The following is a 17,445-nucleotide window of genomic DNA, read 5'->3' on the forward strand; positions in this document are numbered from 1 at the left end:
CCACCCCGCACCCCTCGCGAGGGCGTCAACGACGACGCCTGGATGGAGCCACCGTGACCGAGCACGACCTCGATGTCCTCGACGAGATCCAGCGGCGGGTGCTCTGGCTCGCCACCCGGATCGTGGACGCCGCCAACCATGACCGGGCCACCGGCGACGGTGTGAAGGTCGGCGGCCACCAGGCGTCCAGCGCCTCGCTGGTCACGGCGATGACAGCGCTCTGGTTCGCGCACCTGGACGCCGAGGACCGGGTCGCCGTGAAGCCGCACGCGTCACCGGTGTTCCACGCCATCCAGTACCTGCTCGGCAACCTGGACCGCTCCTACCTGCCCCGGCTGCGGGCCCGTGGCGGTCTCCAGTCGTACCCGTCGCGCACCAAGGACCCGGACGCTGTGGACTTCTCCACCGGTTCGGTCGGCCTGGGCGCGGCGGCGCCGCTCTTCGCCGCCGCCACCCGGCGGTACGTCGACGCGCACTTCGGGGCCCGCCCGCACTCCCGGTTCGTGGCGTTGATCGGCGACGCCGAGCTGGACGAGGGAAACATCTGGGAGGCGGTCGCCGACCCGGCGACCACCGGGCTGGGCAACGTCATGTGGCTCGTCGACTTCAACCGCCAGTCGCTGGACCGGGTGGTCCCCGGCATCCGGATCAACCAGTGGCGGGGCCAGTTCGAGGCGGCCGGCTGGCACGTCGTGGAGGTCAAGTACGGCCGTCGGCTCGCCGAGGCGTACGCCCGGCCGGGCGGTGAGGCGCTGCGCGACTGGATCGACGCGATGCCGAACGAGCAGTACCAGTCGCTGTTCGGGCTGGTCGGGCCGGCACTGCGCAAGCAGTTCCTGGACGGCGCTCCGGCCGGCATCGCCGAGCTGATCGCCGATGTCTCCGACGAGGAGCTGGGCCCGCTCGTCACCGACCTGGGCGGGCACGACCTTCAGGCGATGCTTGACGCGTACGCCCAGTGCGACGCGGTCACCGACCGGCCCAGCGTCGTCTTCGCGTACACGGTGAAGGGTTGGGGGTTGCCCATCGCCGGCAATCCGCGCAACCATTCCGCGCTGCTCAGCTCGGAGCAGGTCGACACGCTGCGCGCCGCGCAGGGGTTGACCGCCGAGACCGAGTGGGACCGCCTCGACCCGGCATCACCCGCCGGGATCCAGGCCGGCGCCCGCCGGGAGGCGCTGTCCCGCGCGCCGCGCGAGCGCGCGCTCGGGGTCACCGTCCCGGAGAGCACTGGAGTACGCGCAACCAAGCCGATCTCCACCCAGGAGGTCTTCGGTCGGGTGCTGGTGGACCTGGCGCGGGACCGGGAGGTGGGCCGCTATCTGGTCACCACCGCCCCGGACGTGGCCACCTCCACCAACCTGGCCGGGTTCATCAACAAGACCGGGGTGTTCGCCCCCACCGAGCAGCGTTCCTGGACCGAGGACCGGATGCTGCGCTGGACGGAGAGCCCTGCCGGGCAGCACATCGAGCTGGGCATCTCGGAGATGAACCTGTTCCTGCTGCTCGGCCAGCTCGGGCTGTCCTGGGACCTGTCCGGGCAGCCGCTGCTGCCGGTGGGCACCGTCTACGACCCGTTCGTGCTGCGCGGCCTCGACGCGTTCCTGTACGGCACCTACTCCGGCTCCCGGTTCGTGGTTGCCGGCACCCCGTCCGGTATCACCCTCGCCCCGGAGGGCGGCGCCCACCAGTCCACGATCACCGCGTCGGTCGGCCTGGAGCTGCCCGGGGTGACGTTCGTCGAGCCGGCGTACGCGGCCACCCTCGACTGGCTTCTCTGCGACGCGCTCGGTCAGATCGCCGGTGGGTCGGCTCCGGCCGCGACGGCAGCACCCGCCGAGGACGGCGCGTACTACTTCCGGTTGAGCACCCGACCGCTGGATCAGGCGCCGTTCGAGGCGGCCCGGGCACGGCTCGGGGACGCGGTGCTGCGCCGGCAGGTCGTCGCCGGGGCGTACCGGCTGGTCGACGCGCACCAGGCGTACCCGCACCTGGTCGACGCCCCGGTGGTGCAGCTGGCCGCCTCCGGCGCGGTGCTGCCCGAGGTGCTGGCCGCGGCGGCGGAGCTGGCCGACGAGGGCGTCGCCGCGCACGTTGTCGACGTGACGAGTCTCGACCGGCTCTACCGGGCCTGGCAGCGCACCCTTCGCCAGGGCGTACGGACGGCCACGGTGCCCAGCGTGCCGGGGGCGCTGCGGTCCGCGTTCGCCGATCGGGTGCCGGTGGTGACGGTGCACGACGCCGCGTCGCACGCGATGGCCTGGCTCGGTTCGGCGGTCGGCGCGCCGGCGGTGCCGCTCGGCGTGGACGAGTTCGGCCAGTCCGGCAGCGTCGCCGAGCTGTACGAACTGCACGACCTGCTGCCCGGCAGCATCGTCAACGCCGCGCTGGCCGCCATCGCGCTGCGCTGAGCCGTCGACCGCCCGCCGGTCCGCCGGCGGGCGTCGACGTCGGCTCAGCCGGTCGGCGTGGGCGTGGGTGTGGCGGGGACACCGCCGCTCGGCGTCGGCGTCGGTGTGGCGGGGACGCCGGCGCTCGGGTTCTCCACCAGGCGTCGTTCCAGGTTAACCTGGGCCTGCCCGGTGCCGCCGACGGTGATGGTGTCGTACGCCTGGAGCAGCTTCTGCTGGTCGAAGTAGAGGACGCTCATCGACAGCGGGGTGGGCTTCTCACCCTCCAGGCCGCGCAGCCCGGCGCCGCCGGTGGAGCCCTCCACCATCAGCGTGGTGCGCTGCTGCCCGGGCGCCTGCGGCAGCTCGGAGACCTGCCGGGAGTGGGTGTGCCCGGCCAGCACCAGCGGGCAGGTGCCGGCGAGCGGCCCGGCCGACGCCGGGTCGTGCACGAGCGCGATGTCTACCGGTCGCGGTGAGCTGCGGACCGTCGCGGCGAGCTGGTTGCCGGCCGCGATCACCTGGTCGGCCACCTGTTGGGTCAACCCGCTGCCGGCCGGGGAGGTGTTCTTGTCCGGGGTGAAGCGCGGGTCGCCGATGCCGGCGATGGTCAGCCCGGCGACGGTGGTGGTCGTGTTGTTCAAGACGATCGCGTTCGGCTGACGGGCCACGGCGGCGGCTGTCTTGCCGGAGTCGTGGTTGCCCCGGATGAAGACGTACGGCTTCTTCAGCAGGCCGATCGAGGCCACGAAGGAGGCCTCCGGTTCGCTGCCCCAGTCGGTGATGTCCCCGGTGTCGATCACCACATCGATGCCGAACTGCTCCACCACCGTCCGGATCAGCTGCCAGCCGGTCGGGTTGAGGTGCATGTCGGAGACGTGCAGCACCCGGGTGGTGCCCGGGGTCGGCTCCAACAGCGGAAGCGCCGACACTGTGGTGTAGAGCTGGCTGACGTTGCCGACCAGGCGCTGCAACTGTTCCGCGTACTTCGTGTAGTCGTTGGCGATCCGTCGGGCGTCACCGACGATGGCCGGCGCGTTGACCAGCAGCCCCTCGTAGCGGGGTTCCTCGATGGCCTGTGGGCGAAGGGTCGCCGCCGCCGTGCCGAGGCTGCCGGCGGTGACCAGCAGCGCCAACCCTCCCGCCCAGGCGGTCCGCCGAACGTTGCGGAAGATCAGCCCGGCCAGGATCAACGTGACGAGCACCGACGCGCCGAGGGTACGCAGGCCGAGGCGCATCACCCCGGAGCGGACGTCCTCCACGGCGCTCTGACTGGCCCGGCTGATGCTGGCCGGGTCGTCGATCAACGCCTCGGTGCGCCCCTGGTCGAGGGCGCCCAGCCGGACGGTGAGATGGGTCGGCCCGTCGTGGCTGTCGAGCAGCAGCGCGCCGAGCGGCGGGATGTCGACGGTGGTGCCGCCGTCCCGGGCGGGGGAGATGCTGAGATTGGCCCGGAACGGGCCGATGTCGGTGCTCACCTGGCCGCCGGCCAGCACCCCGAGCACCGCCCCGGCCAGGGCCACGGCGAGGACGGCGACGACCAGCCCGAGGCGGCGCAGTGGGCCGGCGGCGCCGACCCACCAAGCCGTCCGGCGCGGCCGATCGCCGCCGGTCACCGGGTCGTCCCGGTCATCGGCGTCGTCGTGCCGCTCGTCGCGTTGCCCGTCCATGCTGAAAGTCTGACCTGCCCGTCGGAGGATCTTGGCAAACCTGAACGGATGGTGACGCAGTCAGCTGCGTCCGCCGTCACCACCCGCGAAGACCACCCGCAGGAGCCGGTCGTCGTCGCCCGCCGGGTCGCCCCGGCCGTCGTGGTTGGAGGTGCTCACCCAGAGCGACCCGTCCGGTGCCGCGGCCACCGCACGCAGTCGACCGTAGCGGTTGGTGAGCAGCTCACTGGGCTGACCGAGCAGGGTGCCGGTGTCGGTCAGCTCCATCACCCAGAGGCGCTTGCCGCGCAGGCAGCCGGTGACCAGCAGCCGGTCCGTGGCGGCCAGACCCGAGCAGGACGCGTCCGACGTCGCCCACTGCGCGATCGGATCGGTGAACCGTTTGTCGCCGGCCTGGCCCTCGACCTCCGGCCAGCCGTAGTTGCCGCCCTTGGTGATCTGGTTGATCTCGTCCCAGGTGTTCTGGCCGAACTCGACGGCGTACATCCGCTTCGCGGCGTCCCAGGCGAAACCCTGCACGTTGCGGTGCCCCAGGGACCAGACCGGGGAGTTGGGGTACGGGTTGCCGGCGGCGGGCCTGCCGTCCGGGGTGATCCGGAGGATCTTGCCGCCGAGGCTCTTCACGTCCTGGGAGAGGGGGCGCTGCCCGGCGTCTCCGGTGCTGACGTAGAGCTGCTTGTCCGGGCCGAAGCCCAGCCCGCCGCCGTTGTGCACATTGGCTTTGGGGATGCCGGTGAGGATCGGGGTGGGCTGCCCGCCGAGTTGCAGCCGGGCGACCCGGTTGTCCCGCTCGGTGGTGTAGTAGACGAACACCGTCCGGTCTCGGGCGTAGTCGGGGGAGACGGCGATGCCGAGCAGGCCACCCTCGCCCGCCGCCGCCACGTCCGGGACGGTCTGCACCGGGCGGACACGCAGCCCGTCCGGGCCGGACTCGGGGCCGACCTGGAGGATCCGGCCGTTGTCCCGTTCGGTGACCAACGCACCGCCGTCCGGCAGGAAAGCGATCGCCCACGGCACCCGCAGACCCTTGGCGAGCACTGTCGCCACCGCCTGCTGGCCGGCGCCGCCGGGGCTCGCCGACGCGGACGGGGTAGGCAGGTTGGGCGGTTCGCCGGCCGGGTCGGGCTCCGGCTCGCCGAAGCTGCAACCGGCCGTGAACAGCAGCGCCGCGCAGGACGCCGCGAGGGCCACCCGGAGGCGGCGGATGCGAGGGTACGGGGGACGGGCGTTCACCCGGCCCAGGGTAGCCCGCCGCGCGACCCGGCCGGGCCCGTCGAGATGCACCCGGTACCGATGGTCTCCGGTGGACCGGCTCAGCGGGCCCGTACGGCCAGCAGCGCGGTGTCGTCCTCGCGGTGCCGGATCGAGGCGAGCAGCAGGTCGCACAGGTCGTCGAGGGGCAGCGTGTCGGCGCCGGTGAGCCGGCCCACCAGCTCGGCCAACCCCTCGTCGATGGAGCGGTCCCGCCGTTCGATCAGCCCGTCGGTGTAGAGCAGCAGGGTGTCGCCGGTGGCCAGGCTTGTCGACCGACTGCTCCGCGGCGACGGGCGGGCCAGACCGAGCAGCGGCTCCGGCGTCGCCTCCAGGACCTCCACCGCCCCGCCGACCCGGACCACCAGGGCCGGCGGGTGCCCGGCGTTGGACCAGGTCACCTCGTGCACACCGGCGCGCTGCGGGCAGATCCGCACCAGCGTCGCGGTGGCGGCGATCGGCAGCCGCAGGCCACGGATGGCGCCATCCAGGTCGCTCATCAGGGACCCGACCGCGTCCGGCCGACCGAAGGCGTTGCCCCGCACCAGGTTGCGCAGTTGGCCCATGGTCGCCGCCGCCTCGATGTCGTGCCCGGCCACGTCCCCGATCGCCGCGATCACGTCGCCGTCGGGCTGCACGAAGGCGTCGTACCAGTCGCCGCCCACCTCGACCCGGTCGGCCGCCGGCTGGTATCGGGCCGCCAGTTCCAGTTCCGCCACCACCGGTAGTCGGGGCAGCATGCTGTGTTGCAGGACCTCGGCGACGTGCCGCTGCTCGCCGTACATCGAGCTGTTGCCGACGGCCTGACCGGCCCGCCGGCCGATGTCGACGGCGGTGAGCAGGTCCCGGTCGTCGAACTGCTGACGTTGGCCGCCGTTGACGAGGGTGATCGCCCCCAGCACCGTGCCGCCGACGCCGCGCACCGGCACTGCCAGGTAGGAGGCGATGCCCAGCCGGCTGGCGATGAGCGCCATCTCCGGGTGGGTGGTGCCCCGGGTCACGTCTGCCAGGGACGCCACGCTGCCGAGCCGGGGCTGGCCGGTCCGGAGCACCGCACGGATGATCGACTCGGGGCTCAGCCCGGTGCGCAGCAGCTCGCCGAAGCGGTCGACGTCCGCCGTGCGGGCCGGGTCCCGGTGCACCGAGACCACCTCGCGGGGCAGGCCGGTCGGCCCGATCAGGGTGAGCAGGCACCAGTCGGCGAGCAGCGGCACCATGGTGGCGGCGAGCCGGCGCAGCGCGGTGCCCACGTCCAGGGTGCCAGCGAGGGTCTCGCTGACCCCGGCCAGCAGTTCCAGCCGCTCGTGCGCCTGCACGACCCGCCGCCGAGCCTCCTGTGCGCCGTCGAGCGCGATCCGCAGTCGCAGCTCCGACGAGCAGGCGGCGGCCAGGTCGGCGAGGGTCCGCAGCTGCGCGGCAGTCCAGGCGCGAGGTTTGCTGTCCATGGCGCAGAGCGAGCCGAGCACCCGGCCGGAGAGGTCGGTCAGCGGCATCCCGGCGTACGCGACCACGCCGAGGTCGTCGATGGCCAGGTTGTCCCGGACGCGGGGGTAGAGCCGGGCGTCCGGCAGCACCATCGGCACCTGGATGTCCACCACGTGCTGACAGAACGAGTGGCTCAGCGGGGTCTGCCGGCGCTGCGACCAGGGCTCCGGCAACCCGACAGCGCCCGGGAAGAACTGCCGGTCGGCGGAGACCAACGAGACCAGCGCGACAGGCACGTCCAGCAGGTCGCTGACCAGCCGGGCGAACCTGTCGAACGCCTCGTCCGGGGCGGCGTCCAGCCCGGTGACGGCGAGCGAGCGCAATCGTTCTGGGTCGCCGAGCGCCATCGGTGGCGCGATCGGACGCCGGGGGGAGGCGGGGGAGCCGTCGGTCATCGTGCACCTGTCTGCCAGGCGGAGGCGGACGGCCCTCCGACCCTTCCTTATACCTCGCCAGGGCCCGGGTCGAACCTCGGTGTGCTGAGTCTCGCCCGCCGCGGCCCTGTGCGCCAGCGCTCGGTATGCCGGTTCACCGCCGTGCCCTCACCGGCTGCGGCGGCGGGGACTATCGTCAGCGGACGTGAAGGTATGGATTCCGCACCCAGCCGGCGTGAACCTCCTGGGCGAGCTGCCCGCGGACGTGACGGTGGAGGTCTTCGAGCACACCGACCGGATGCCGTCCGAGGCGGCCGACGTCCGCTTCTGGGTGCCGCCGTTCCTGGGTGGCTCGGACGCGACGGCGGTGCTGCGGGAGCTGCCCGACCTGGCGGTGGTGCAGTTGCTCTCCGCCGGAGCGGACGCCTGGGCCGGCCGGACACCGCCTGCTGTCACGCTCTGCGATGCCCGGGGTGTGCACGACCCGTCCACCGCCGAGTGGGTGGTCACCGCGATCCTCACCCAGCTGCGGGCGTTTCCGGCGTTCGTCCGCGCGCAGGCCGAGCGGCGCTGGGCGTACGCGGGGAACGCCCCGACCGACGAGCTGACCGGTAAGCGGGTGCTCATCATCGGCGCCGGCTCGATCGGCACCGCGGTACGCGACCGGCTCGCCCCGTTCGACGTGAGTTTCACACTGGTCGCCAGGACGGCCCGCCCGGAGCAGGGGGTGCACGCCGTCGAGGAGCTGCCCCGGCTGCTGCCCGACGCGGACGTGGTGGTGGTGCTGGTGCCGCTCACCGACCAGACCCGTGGCCTGATCGACAAGGCGTTCCTGGCCGCGATGCCGAACGGGGCGCTGCTGGTGAACGCCGCCCGGGGCCCGGTGGCGGACACCGAGGCGCTCGTCGCCGAGCTGGGCACCGGTCGGATCATGGCGGCGTTGGACGTCACCGACCCGGAGCCGCTGCCCGCGGACTCGCCGCTGTGGGTCATGCCGAACGTGCTGCTCACCCCACACGTGGCTGGGTCGGTGCGCGGGTTGTTGCCCCGGGCCTACCGGCTGGTGGGCGATCAGGTCCGTCGGTTCGCCGCCGGGCAACCTCTGATCAACACGGTGGTCGACGGCTACTGACCGGGGGTCTCCGCCGGAGCGTCAGGCAGCTGCTGGCCGGTTGCCGCGACCAGTCGGGGCAGATCCGCCCCACGGACCGCCGGCAGGGTGACCTGGTGGCCGTCGTCGAGTCGGGCCACTGCGCGCCCGCGCTGGTCGGTGGTCAGCTCGACGACCTGGTCCCAGTCGATCCGACGCTGCCCGACCAGCGCCCGGATGCGTAGCTCCCGCGCGTCGGCGTCGGTGCCGGCCCGCCAGGCCCACACCGCGACGGCGAGCGGGACGAGCAGCACCGGCAGCAGGTAGTCCCGGGCGTTTGCCAGCGGCAGGGCGCCGACGAAGGCGATGATCGCGGCCACCAGGATGGCTTGGTTGTACCGGAAGCGGACCGTGTCGGGCTTACTCACCCTCCGATGATCCCACTTCGTGTTGTTTCGGCTCGCGGCGGGCGGTGCCGGCGGCCTGCGGTACGCCGTACAGTGACACAGGTCGTTGTATCCCCTGAGTGACCGGCAAGTAACCAATTCGGCCGTCCATCGTTGCCAATCGTGGGTAGCGGACTCGCAACGTCCGATGTCCCGCACCGCCGCACCGCCCCCGTGCCCCCTCACGAAGGCGACCGCCGTGCTCCTCGCGTACCCGTTCCGCGTTCTCGTCCCCCGCCGTGCGGCACCGGAGGCCGCCACGTCCGTGGCGGTGGCGCTGCTCCTCCTCGCCGGTGTCGTCGACCTGGTCCCGCCGGCCGTGGTGACAGCGCTGGCCGCCGGTGCCGGTGCCACGCTCGCCGGGCTGCGACTGTCCCGGCTGGCCTACCGACGCGGCACCGATCCGACACCGCGTGCGGCGGGGGTGCTGCTCGACGCGGCGGTGGTGGCGGCGGGTCTCACCGCCGTCGTGGTGCCCCTGGCCGGCATCGGGCACACCGTCGCCGTGCTGATCGGGTCGCTGGTCGTGGCGGCCCTCTCGACGGCCGGTCTGAACCGGCTGCCCGGCCGATCGCGGCCGGCGGCCTCGGTCCGGTTGCGGTGGCTGGTCGAGTCGACCGGCCCGGCCGTCGGTCTGGCCCTCGCCGGCTGGTTGCTGCTGCCCACCGACGGCCTACCGGTCCCGGTTCGGCTGGTCGCCGCGTTGACGCTCGGCGGGTTGGGCATGGCCTCGTTGAACGCGTTCGCGGGGCCACGACGGCGCTCGGGTGCGTCGGTCTGCCGGGGCGGCGTCCTGCTCACGGTGGGCGGGCTGGTGCTGCTGGCCGCGTTGCCGTCCGCGCCGGCCGGCCGGGCGGCGCTGCTGGCCGTACCCCCGTTGGTGTTCGGGATGTTGCTCGTCGCGGTCGGCGCGGCGGATGCGGCGGACGACACGGAGCCGGTGGAGCGGATCGCCGCGGCCTGGCCCAGGGCGGTGCTCCCGGCGGCGGTGCTGCTGCTGGCGTCGGGTCTGCACCTGGGCGCCGGCCGCGCACCGGACCGGACGAGCGTGCTGTTGGCCCTGGCGGCGGTGCCGCCCCTGGTGTTGCGCGAGCTGCTGCGGGCGAATGACGCGGCCACGTCCGGTCGACGGGCCGCCCATCGGCGACCGACCGGTCGGGCGCTGCAGCACCGCCGGGCGGCACCGGGACGCTGGCCGGGCACCCCGGAGCCGCCGCCAGAGGGAGCCCTCGGCGTCCCGGACGGCGCGGCCACCGCGACGGGTGCCGGGTCGACCTGGTCGCCTGACCACGGTTCCGCGTGGTCGGGGCTCAACCGGCGACCCGCGTCGGCGAGCGGTACCCCGGGCGACCGGGCCGCCCTGCTGGACGCCCTGGCCGCGATCGGCGACGTTCCGGCGCCGGCCGGTGCGCTGCTGCTGGTGGACCTGCACGGCACCGAGGCGTTCGGCCCGACGGCCCGGGAGGACGTGTTGGTCGAGGCGGTGCACCGGGCACGCGCTGTCATCGCCCCCGACGATCTGGTCACCGGCTGCACGGGTACCGGCTTCGCTGTGGTCACCGCCGCCGGCCCGGTGCTGGCGTACGCGCTGGGCACCCGACTGTTGAGCGCGCTCAGCCCGCCCTACCGGTTGGCCGGCGCGATGCTGCGCGTGCAGACGAGCATCGGGTTGGCCGAGGTGAGTGGCGCCGGGCCGGCGGATGTGCTCCGGCAGGCCGAGCTGGCCCGACGACGGGCCGTGCAGCTGGGCCGGGACCGGGTGGAGTGGTACGACGCGTTCCTTGAGGAACAACTGGTGCGCCGGCTCGACCTGGAGCGGGAGCTGCCCGGTGCGGTGGCGCGCGGCGAGCTGGACCTCGTCTACCAGCCGGTGGTCGACCTGGCCGACGGGCAGCCGGTGGGTGCGGAGGCGCTGTTGCGGTGGCGCAGCCCGGTGCTCGGCACCGTGCTTCCGGCCGAGTTGCTGCCGGTCGCCGAGGATCTGGACCTGGTGGGCGAGTTGGAGTGGTGGGTGCTGGACCGGGCCTGCCGGCAGTTGTCCGACTGGTCGGTGGGTGTCCGGGAGCTGTGGATGGCTGTCAACGTCACCACCCGGGAGCTGACCACTCCCGACTTCGTCCAGCGGCTCGCGGCCGTGCTGGCCGCGTACGGGGTGCCGCCGGAGCGGTTGGTGGTGGAGGTGAGTGAGCCGAGGGTCGCCGGTGACCTGTCGACAGTGGTGGCCCGACTGGCCGGGCTGCGGTCGTTGGGCGTACGCACCGCGTTGGACGACTTCCGGGCCGAGCACGCCTCGCTGGCCCAGCTTCGCCGCCTGCCGATCGACCTGCTCAAGGTGGGCCCGGAGTTGGTGGGCGCTCGGCCGGACGGGCAACCGCCGCTGATCGACGTGGTGGTCAACGTGGGCGAGCGGTTGGGCGTCGAGATCGTCGCCGAGGAGTTGGAGTCGTCGACCCAGGTCGAGGGGGCGCGCCGGGGTGGTTGCCGGTACGGGCAGGGGTTCGCGCTGGCCCGGCCGGCGACTGCCGAACGGGTCGAGGCGTACTTCGAGGAGTTTCCCTCAGCGTCCCGCTGAACCGGTTCATCTGTCCCGGGGCGGTGCGGTGCTGCCGCGCGGCGTGAGGTGGGGTGTCTCGTCCTGCACCCGGCCGGCCGGTTGCCCGGCGACGACGGCGAGCAGTTGCCGGGCGGCGTGCGCCCCGTACGCCGGGATGTCCCGGCCCAGCGCGGTCAGCGGCGGGTGCACCAGGCGGCACAACGGCGAGTCGTCCCAGGCCACGATAGACAGATCACCGGGCACCGTCAGACCCATCTCCTGGGCGACGGAGAGCCCGGCGATGGCCATCACGTCGTTGTCGTAGATGACAGCAGTGGGCCGGCTGGCCGAACTGAGCAACCGGCGGGTGGCCCGACCGCCCTCCTCGCCGGTGTAGTCGGACCAGACGGTGACAGCGTCGACCAGGCCGAGCCGCTCGCGGACCGCCGCGAAGGCGTCGGTGCGGATCTCGGTGTGCCGCAGGTCGGGCAGGCCGGCGACCCGCGCGATCCGCCGGTGCCCGAGCGCGACCAGGTACTCCACCGTCTCGGTCAACGCGGCGGCGTCGTCGGACCAGAGACTCGCCAGCTCACCGGTGCCGCCGGGGCCGCCGATCACCACCGCCGGCAGTTGCAGCTGTTCGAGTGCGGGGATGCGCCTGTCGTCGGTGCGCAGGTCGCAGACGAGCACCCCGTCCACCCGTCGTTCGCCCCACCAGCGCCGGTAGACAGCGATCTCGGCGTCCGGGTCGGCCACCACCTGGAGGGTCAGCGCGTACGAGCGGGCGGAGAGTTCGGCCTCGACGCCACTGATCAGCGCCATGAAGAACGGCTCGACGCCGAGGGTCCGCGCCGGTCGGCACAGGGCCAGGCCGATCGCGCCGGCAGTGGCGGCCGAGAGGGCGCGGGCGGCGCTGCTGCGGCTGAACCCGATTTCGGTGGCGATGGCCAGGATGCGCTGCCGGGTGGCCTCGGAGACGCCGGGCTGCCCGTTCAGCGCGTACGACACGGCGCCCTTGGACACCCCGGCGCGTTGGGCGACGTCGGCGATTGTCGGCCGCTTCACCGGCGTGCTCCTTCGCTCTCTGGCCGTTGACAGCCCGGATTTCCGGACCGTACGGTGGCTCAGCTTATCCGGTTCAGTTCGGCATCTTTCGATGCGGGAAGGTGCGGTGAAATCGTGAGCCGACAGGCACTCTACGACGGTTGGACGGTGCGAGCGGCCCCCGGAGCACAGGTGCCCGAGGAGGTCGCCGACCGGTCCGTGCCGGCGACAGTGCCGGGCTGCGTGCACACCGATCTGCTCGACGCCGGGCTGATTCCCGACCCGTACCTCGACGACAACGAGCGGGCGCTGGCCTGGATCGGGCGCACCGACTGGGTCTACCAGACCACATTCCTCCACCGGGCGGGCGACGACGAGCGCGTCGACCTGGTCTGCGCCGGCCTGGACACTGTCGCCACGCTCACAGTCAACGGGGTCGAGGTCGGCCGCACCGCGAACATGCACCGCGGCTACCGCTTCGACGTCCGACCACTGCTGCGCGACGGGGACAACGACCTGGTCGTCACGTTCGACTCCGCGTACCGCTACGCCGAGGCACAGCAGGAGCGGCTCGGCGACCGGCCGAACGCCTACCCGGAGCCGTTCCACTTCATCCGCAAGATGGCCTGCAACTTCGGCTGGGACTGGGGGCCGACACTGGTCACCGCCGGCATCTGGCAGGAGATCAGCCTGCACGCCTGGTCGACAGCTCGACTGGCGACCGTCCGTCCACTTGTCACGATGGACGGACGCGACGGGCGGGTCGAGGTGCACGTCGAGGTCGAGCGGGTCGCTGACGTCCCGCTGACCGTGCGCGCCGCCGTGGCCGGCGTCCGCGCCGAGGTGATCGTCCCGGCCGGGCAGCGCACTGCCGTGCTGACCCTCACCGTCCGCGATCCCGCGCTGTGGTGGCCCCGGGGGTACGGCGAGCAGACCCGTCACCCGATCGCTGTGACACTGCACGCACCGAACGGCGACACAGTGGACGACTGGTCGCACCGCATCGGCTTCCGCTCGGTACGGCTGAACACCACACCCGACGAGCACGGCACCCCGTTCGCGTTGTCGGTCAACGACGTCCCGGTCTTCGTCCGCGGGGTCAACTGGATCCCGGACGACACGTTCCCCACCCGGATCACCCGGACCCGGCTGGCCGAGCGCTTCGACCAGGCGATCGACGCCAACGTCAACCTGCTGCGGGTCTGGGGCGGCGGCCGGTACGAGTCGGCCGACTTCTACGACCTCGCCGACGAGCGCGGTCTCCTCGTCCAGCAGGACTTCCTCTTCGCCTGCGCCGCGTACCCGGAGGAGGAGCCGTTCGGCACCGAGGTGGCCGCCGAGGCCGCCGAGCAGGTGACCCGGCTCGCGCCGTACCCGTCGCTGGTGCTCTGGACCGGCAACAACGAGAACATCTGGGGCTGGCACGACTGGGACTGGCAGCAGGCCCTCGCCGGGCGCACCTGGGGGCGCGGCTACTACCTCGACGTGCTGCCCCGGATCGTCGGCGAGCTGGACCCGACCCGCCCGTACTGGCCGGGCAGCCCCTGGTCGGGAACGGAGGCGATCCACCCCAACGACCCGGCGCACGGCACCACCCACATCTGGGACGTGTGGAACACCGACGACTACACCAGATACCGGGAGTACGTCCCGCGCTTCGTCGCCGAGTTCGGCTACCAGGCCCCACCGGCGTACGCCACGCTGCGTCGCGCGTTGAGCGACGAACCCCTGGCCCACGACTCACCGGGCATGGCGCACCACCAGAAGGCGGCCGGCGGTGACGCCAAGCTCCAGCGGGGCCTCGACGCGCACCTGCCCGCCCCGGCGGACTTCGACGACTGGCACTACCTGACGCAGCTCAACCAGGCCCGGGCGATCCAGCTCGGCGTCGAGCACTTCCGCTCCCACCGGGACGTCTGCGCGGGCACCATCGTCTGGCAGCTCAACGACTGCTGGCCGGTGACCTCCTGGTCGGCAGTCGACGGCGACGGCCGCCGCAAACCCCTGTGGTACGCGCTGCGCCGCGCGTACGCCGACCGGCTGCTCACCGTGCAGCCCCGCCACGGCGGGCTGGCAGTGGTCGCGGTCAACGAGACCGCCGAGGCGTGGACCGCGACAGCCGCTGTCACCCGGTTCACGCTCACCGGGGAGCCGAGGGCGAAGACCTCGGTCGACCTCGACGTCCCGGCGTACTCCTCGGTGGTGGTGGCGCTGCCGGCGGACCTGGCACGGCCGGAGGATGCCCGGCGCGAGGTGCTGGTCGCGGAGGCCGGTGGCACCGCGGAGCGCGCCCTGTGGTTCTTCGCCGAGGACCGGGAGGTGGACTGGCCGGCGGCGGCCTGGGACGCGACCGTCGAGCCTGTCGACGGCGGGCAGCGGGTCCGGGTCACGGCCCGCACGGTGCTGCGCGACCTGACGCTGTTCGCGGACCGGCTGGACGGCACCGCCACCGTGGACAAGGCCCTGGTCACCCTGTTGCCGGGCGAGTCGACGACCTTCACAGTGCGCGCCGACACGGCGTTGGACCCGGCGGCCCTGGCCAGCCGTCCGGTGCTGCGCTGCGTCAACGACATCGCGTCGAGTCAGCTCACGGTCCCATAATCGTGCTCGATCTATGAAGTCAAAACCGTTGCCGTAGACGGAGTGGCTGTCCGCCTACCCCGCCCCGCCCCGCCCCGCCCCGCCCTGCACCGCCTCGCCTCGCCCTGCACCGCCCCGCCCCGCCCTGCACCGCCCTGCACCGCCCCGCCCTGCACCGCCTCGCCTCGTCGATCATGGAGTTGTGGTGGGTGACAAAGTGCCCGCATAGCACCAAACCAGGCACCACAACTCCATGATCGGCGGGGCGGGACCGCCCCTGCTCCGCGACCTTGCACCTTCTGTCCCGACGCAAGGGGCATCCCACCCATATCGACAACCGAAACTGCAAGATCGGCGCGATCTTCTCACCCGACACACGTTGATCTACCAGGAGTCCAGAGATCCAGCACGGGTTGACCCGCCACCCGGCCGGTGGTGCGTGGGACGACATCTCGGCATCGAGTTGAAGATTTGTTCAAGTGCTAAAGTCTTCGTGTCGAGGGGAGGAACCTCATGTCGGTCCCGCTGTACCAGGCGAAGGCGGAACTCTTCCGCACCCTCGGGCACCCGGTGCGCATCCGGGTCCTCGAACTGCTCCAGGACGGACCGAAGCCGGTCCGCGACCTGCTCGCCGTCATCGAGGTCGAGGCCTCCAACCTCTCCCAGCAACTCGCGGTGCTGCGCCGCGCCGGAATGGTCACCTCACACCGCGACGGTCCCCTCGTCATGTACGCGCTCAGCACCCCGGACGTGGCCGACCTGCTGGCCGCCGGGCGGCGGATCCTCGGCGCGGTCCTCACCGACCGCGACGGCCTCCTCGGGGAGCTGCGCGCCACCGGCGCGGACAGGTGAGCGAGGCCATCCCGGTGGTCCGAGAGCGACTCCTCGGGCTGCTACCCGGGCGGGCCGACTGGGCCGCGGTCCACCGCTCACCGCGCCGGGACCTGCTGGCCGGGCTCACCGTGGCGGTCGTGGCGCTGCCGTTGGCCCTGGCGTTCGGTGTCACCTCCGGGCTGGGCGCCCAGGCCGGGTTGATCACCGCCGTGATCGCCGGTGCGGTGGCCGCTGTCTTCGGGGGCTCCAACCTCCAGGTCTCCGGGCCGACCGGAGCGATGACAGTGGTGCTGGTGCCGGTGGTGCAGCAGTTCGGAGCCACCGGCGTGCTGATGGTCGGGGCGATGGCTGGCCTGGTGCTGATCGCGCTCGCCGTGGCCCGCCTGGGCCGGTACGTCCGCTACCTGCCCACCCCGGTGCTGGAGGGTTTCACCGCCGGCATCGCCGTGGTCATCGCGCTGCAACAGGTGCCCGCCGCGCTCGGCGTCACCGACGCGCACGGGGAGAAGGTCTGGGCCGTCGCCTTCGACGCGGTCGCCCGTTTCGTCGTACACCCGCGGCCGGCCGCGCTAGCGGTGGCCGTCGCCGTCGCGGCGCTGATGCTGCTGGGTGCCCGGTGGCGACCCGGCCTGCCGTTCTCGCTGCTCGGCGTGGGGGCCGCCACCGTCGTCGCCGAGGTCGTCCCGGTCGATCTGGTCCGGATCGGCGCGTTGCCGCAGGGCCTGCCCGCGCCCTCGCTCGGCTTCCTCGACCTCGGCGCGCTGGGCGTGCTGCTGCCCAGCGCTCTCGCCGTCGCCGCGCTCGCCGCCCTGGAGAGCCTGCTGTCCGCCACCGTCGCCGATGGCATGACCGTCGGCGAGCGGCACGACCCGGACCGGGAACTCTTCGGTCAGGGGATGGCCAACCTCGCCGCCCCCCTCTTCGGCGGCATCCCGGCGACCGCCGCCATCGCCCGGACAGCTGTCAACGTCCGCGCCGGGGCGGCCTCGAAACTGGCGGCCCTCACCCACGCCGTCGCCCTCGCCGCCATCGTGCTGGCCGCCGCGCCGTTGGTCGGCCGGATCCCACTCGCCGCCCTGGCCGGGGTGCTGCTGGCCACCACCGTCCGCATGGTGGAGGCTGGTTCGCTGTGGGCGCTGGCCCGGGCCACCCGGGGTGATGCCGTCGTGCTGGTACTCACCTTCGCCGTCACGGTGATCTGGGACCTCGTCACCGCCGTCGCGGTCGGCGTCGGCGTCGCCGTGGTGCTCGCCCTGCGCGCGGTGGCCCGCAGCGCCCGGCTGGAACAGGTGCCCCTCGACCCAGGCGAACACAGCGCCGAGGAGTACGCGCTGCTCACTGAACACATCGTCGCGTACCGGCTGGACGGGCCGCTCTTCTTCGCTGCGGCCCACACCTTCCTCCTCGAACTCTCCGAGGTCACCGACGTCCGTGTCGTCATCCTGCGAATGTCCCGGGTGACCACCATGGACGCCACCGGCGCGCACGTCCTCGGCGATGCGATCCGGCGGCTACGCGGACGCGGGATCACCGTCCTGCTCTCCGGCATCACCCCCGCACACGACCAGGTGCTGGCCACACTGGGTGTGGCTGACGACCTGCGCCGCGAGGAACTGCTCTTCCCGGACACGCCCGCCGCCATCCGGTACGCCCGCACGGTCGCGCTCCCCGCGGCGGACCACCCGACGGTCGTACCCGCCGACTGAGCGGTAGGCCGCCCCCGTGTCGCCTTCTGGTCAGCAGGGGCT

11 protein-coding genes are annotated in these 17,445 nt (G+C 72.9%); 6 read left to right on the plus strand and 5 right to left on the minus strand.

Features of this window, described 5'->3' with window-relative positions:
• The first annotated feature begins 53 nt into the window (after window positions 1-53).
• On the plus strand, window positions 54-2,411 hold the full coding sequence (locus MED01_RS25040) for a thiamine pyrophosphate-binding protein (protein WP_238670993.1): 2,358 nt from the start codon (window positions 54-56) through the stop codon (window positions 2,409-2,411).
• Window positions 2,412-2,455: 44 nt separating this feature from the next.
• On the opposite strand, the gene MED01_RS25045 is transcribed toward MED01_RS25040, so the two are convergent.
• The 3 genes from MED01_RS25045 to MED01_RS25055 form a co-directional block, all read right to left on the minus strand.
• A complete protein-coding gene (locus MED01_RS25045) occupies window positions 2,456-4,060 on the minus strand; it encodes a metallophosphoesterase (RefSeq protein WP_238670994.1) in 1,605 nt (534 codons plus the stop codon).
• A 60-nt stretch (window positions 4,061-4,120) separates the two neighbouring features.
• Window positions 4,121-5,293, minus strand: coding sequence for a PQQ-dependent sugar dehydrogenase (locus tag MED01_RS25050; protein ID WP_238670995.1), 1,173 nt, complete (start codon window positions 5,291-5,293; stop codon window positions 4,121-4,123).
• Between the two features lie 80 nt (window positions 5,294-5,373).
• Entirely contained in the window at window positions 5,374-7,191 is a 1,818-nt protein-coding gene (locus tag MED01_RS25055; protein WP_238670996.1) for a SpoIIE family protein phosphatase, read from the minus strand.
• Window positions 7,192-7,375: 184 nt separating this feature from the next.
• On the opposite strand from MED01_RS25055, the gene MED01_RS25060 reads away from it, so the two are divergent.
• Complete coding sequence (locus MED01_RS25060) at window positions 7,376-8,302, plus strand: 2-hydroxyacid dehydrogenase (protein ID WP_238670997.1); 927 nt, start codon at window positions 7,376-7,378, stop codon at window positions 8,300-8,302.
• Here the strand turns inward: MED01_RS25060 and MED01_RS25065 are convergent.
• A complete protein-coding gene (locus MED01_RS25065) occupies window positions 8,296-8,688 on the minus strand; it encodes a PH domain-containing protein (RefSeq protein WP_238670998.1) in 393 nt (130 codons plus the stop codon). The genes MED01_RS25060 and MED01_RS25065 overlap by 7 nt on opposite strands.
• A gap of 217 nt (window positions 8,689-8,905) precedes the next feature.
• Between MED01_RS25065 and MED01_RS25070 the strand changes: the two genes are divergently transcribed.
• The gene (locus tag MED01_RS25070) at window positions 8,906-11,278 is read left to right on the plus strand and encodes a GGDEF domain-containing phosphodiesterase (protein WP_238670999.1); all 2,373 of its coding nucleotides are present in this window, start codon (window positions 8,906-8,908) and stop codon (window positions 11,276-11,278) included.
• 6 nt (window positions 11,279-11,284) lie between these two features.
• Here MED01_RS25070 and MED01_RS25075 read toward each other — a convergent pair whose 3' ends face one another.
• Window positions 11,285-12,304, minus strand: a complete 1,020-nt coding sequence (locus MED01_RS25075) for a LacI family DNA-binding transcriptional regulator (RefSeq protein ID WP_238671000.1) — start codon at window positions 12,302-12,304, stop codon at window positions 11,285-11,287.
• A 114-nt stretch (window positions 12,305-12,418) separates the two neighbouring features.
• On the opposite strand from MED01_RS25075, the gene MED01_RS25080 reads away from it, so the two are divergent.
• From MED01_RS25080 to MED01_RS25090, 3 genes are all read left to right on the plus strand, one after another.
• Window positions 12,419-14,884 carry a glycoside hydrolase family 2 protein gene (locus MED01_RS25080; protein WP_238671001.1) on the plus strand — a complete coding sequence of 822 codons (2,466 nt, stop codon included), beginning with the start codon at window positions 12,419-12,421 and terminating at the stop codon, window positions 14,882-14,884.
• 492 nt (window positions 14,885-15,376) lie between these two features.
• Window positions 15,377-15,715: an ArsR/SmtB family transcription factor gene (locus tag MED01_RS25085; protein ID WP_112604395.1), complete on the plus strand. Its 339-nt coding sequence runs from the start codon at window positions 15,377-15,379 to the stop codon at window positions 15,713-15,715.
• On the plus strand, window positions 15,712-17,403 hold the full coding sequence (locus tag MED01_RS25090) for a SulP family inorganic anion transporter (RefSeq protein ID WP_238671002.1): 1,692 nt from the start codon (window positions 15,712-15,714) through the stop codon (window positions 17,401-17,403). The genes MED01_RS25085 and MED01_RS25090 overlap by 4 nt, the downstream gene beginning before the upstream one ends.
• Window positions 17,404-17,445: the final 42 nt, after the last annotated feature.

This window comes from Micromonospora alfalfae (assembly GCF_022230925.1).
GTDB lineage: Bacteria > Actinomycetota > Actinomycetes > Mycobacteriales > Micromonosporaceae > Micromonospora > Micromonospora alfalfae.

What these genes read in the sequence shown, in the direction of transcription:
- MED01_RS25045 (WP_238670994.1), bottom strand. Translation starts at nt 4,060, where the DNA reads ATGGACGGGCAACGCGACGAGCGGCACGACGACGCCGATGACCGGGAC.
- MED01_RS25055 (WP_238670996.1), bottom strand. Translation starts at nt 7,191, where the DNA reads ATGACCGACGGCTCCCCCGCCTCCCCCCGGCGTCCGATCGCGCCACCG.
- MED01_RS25085 (WP_112604395.1), top strand. Translation starts at nt 15,377, where the DNA reads ATGTCGGTCCCGCTGTACCAGGCGAAGGCGGAACTCTTCCGCACCCTC.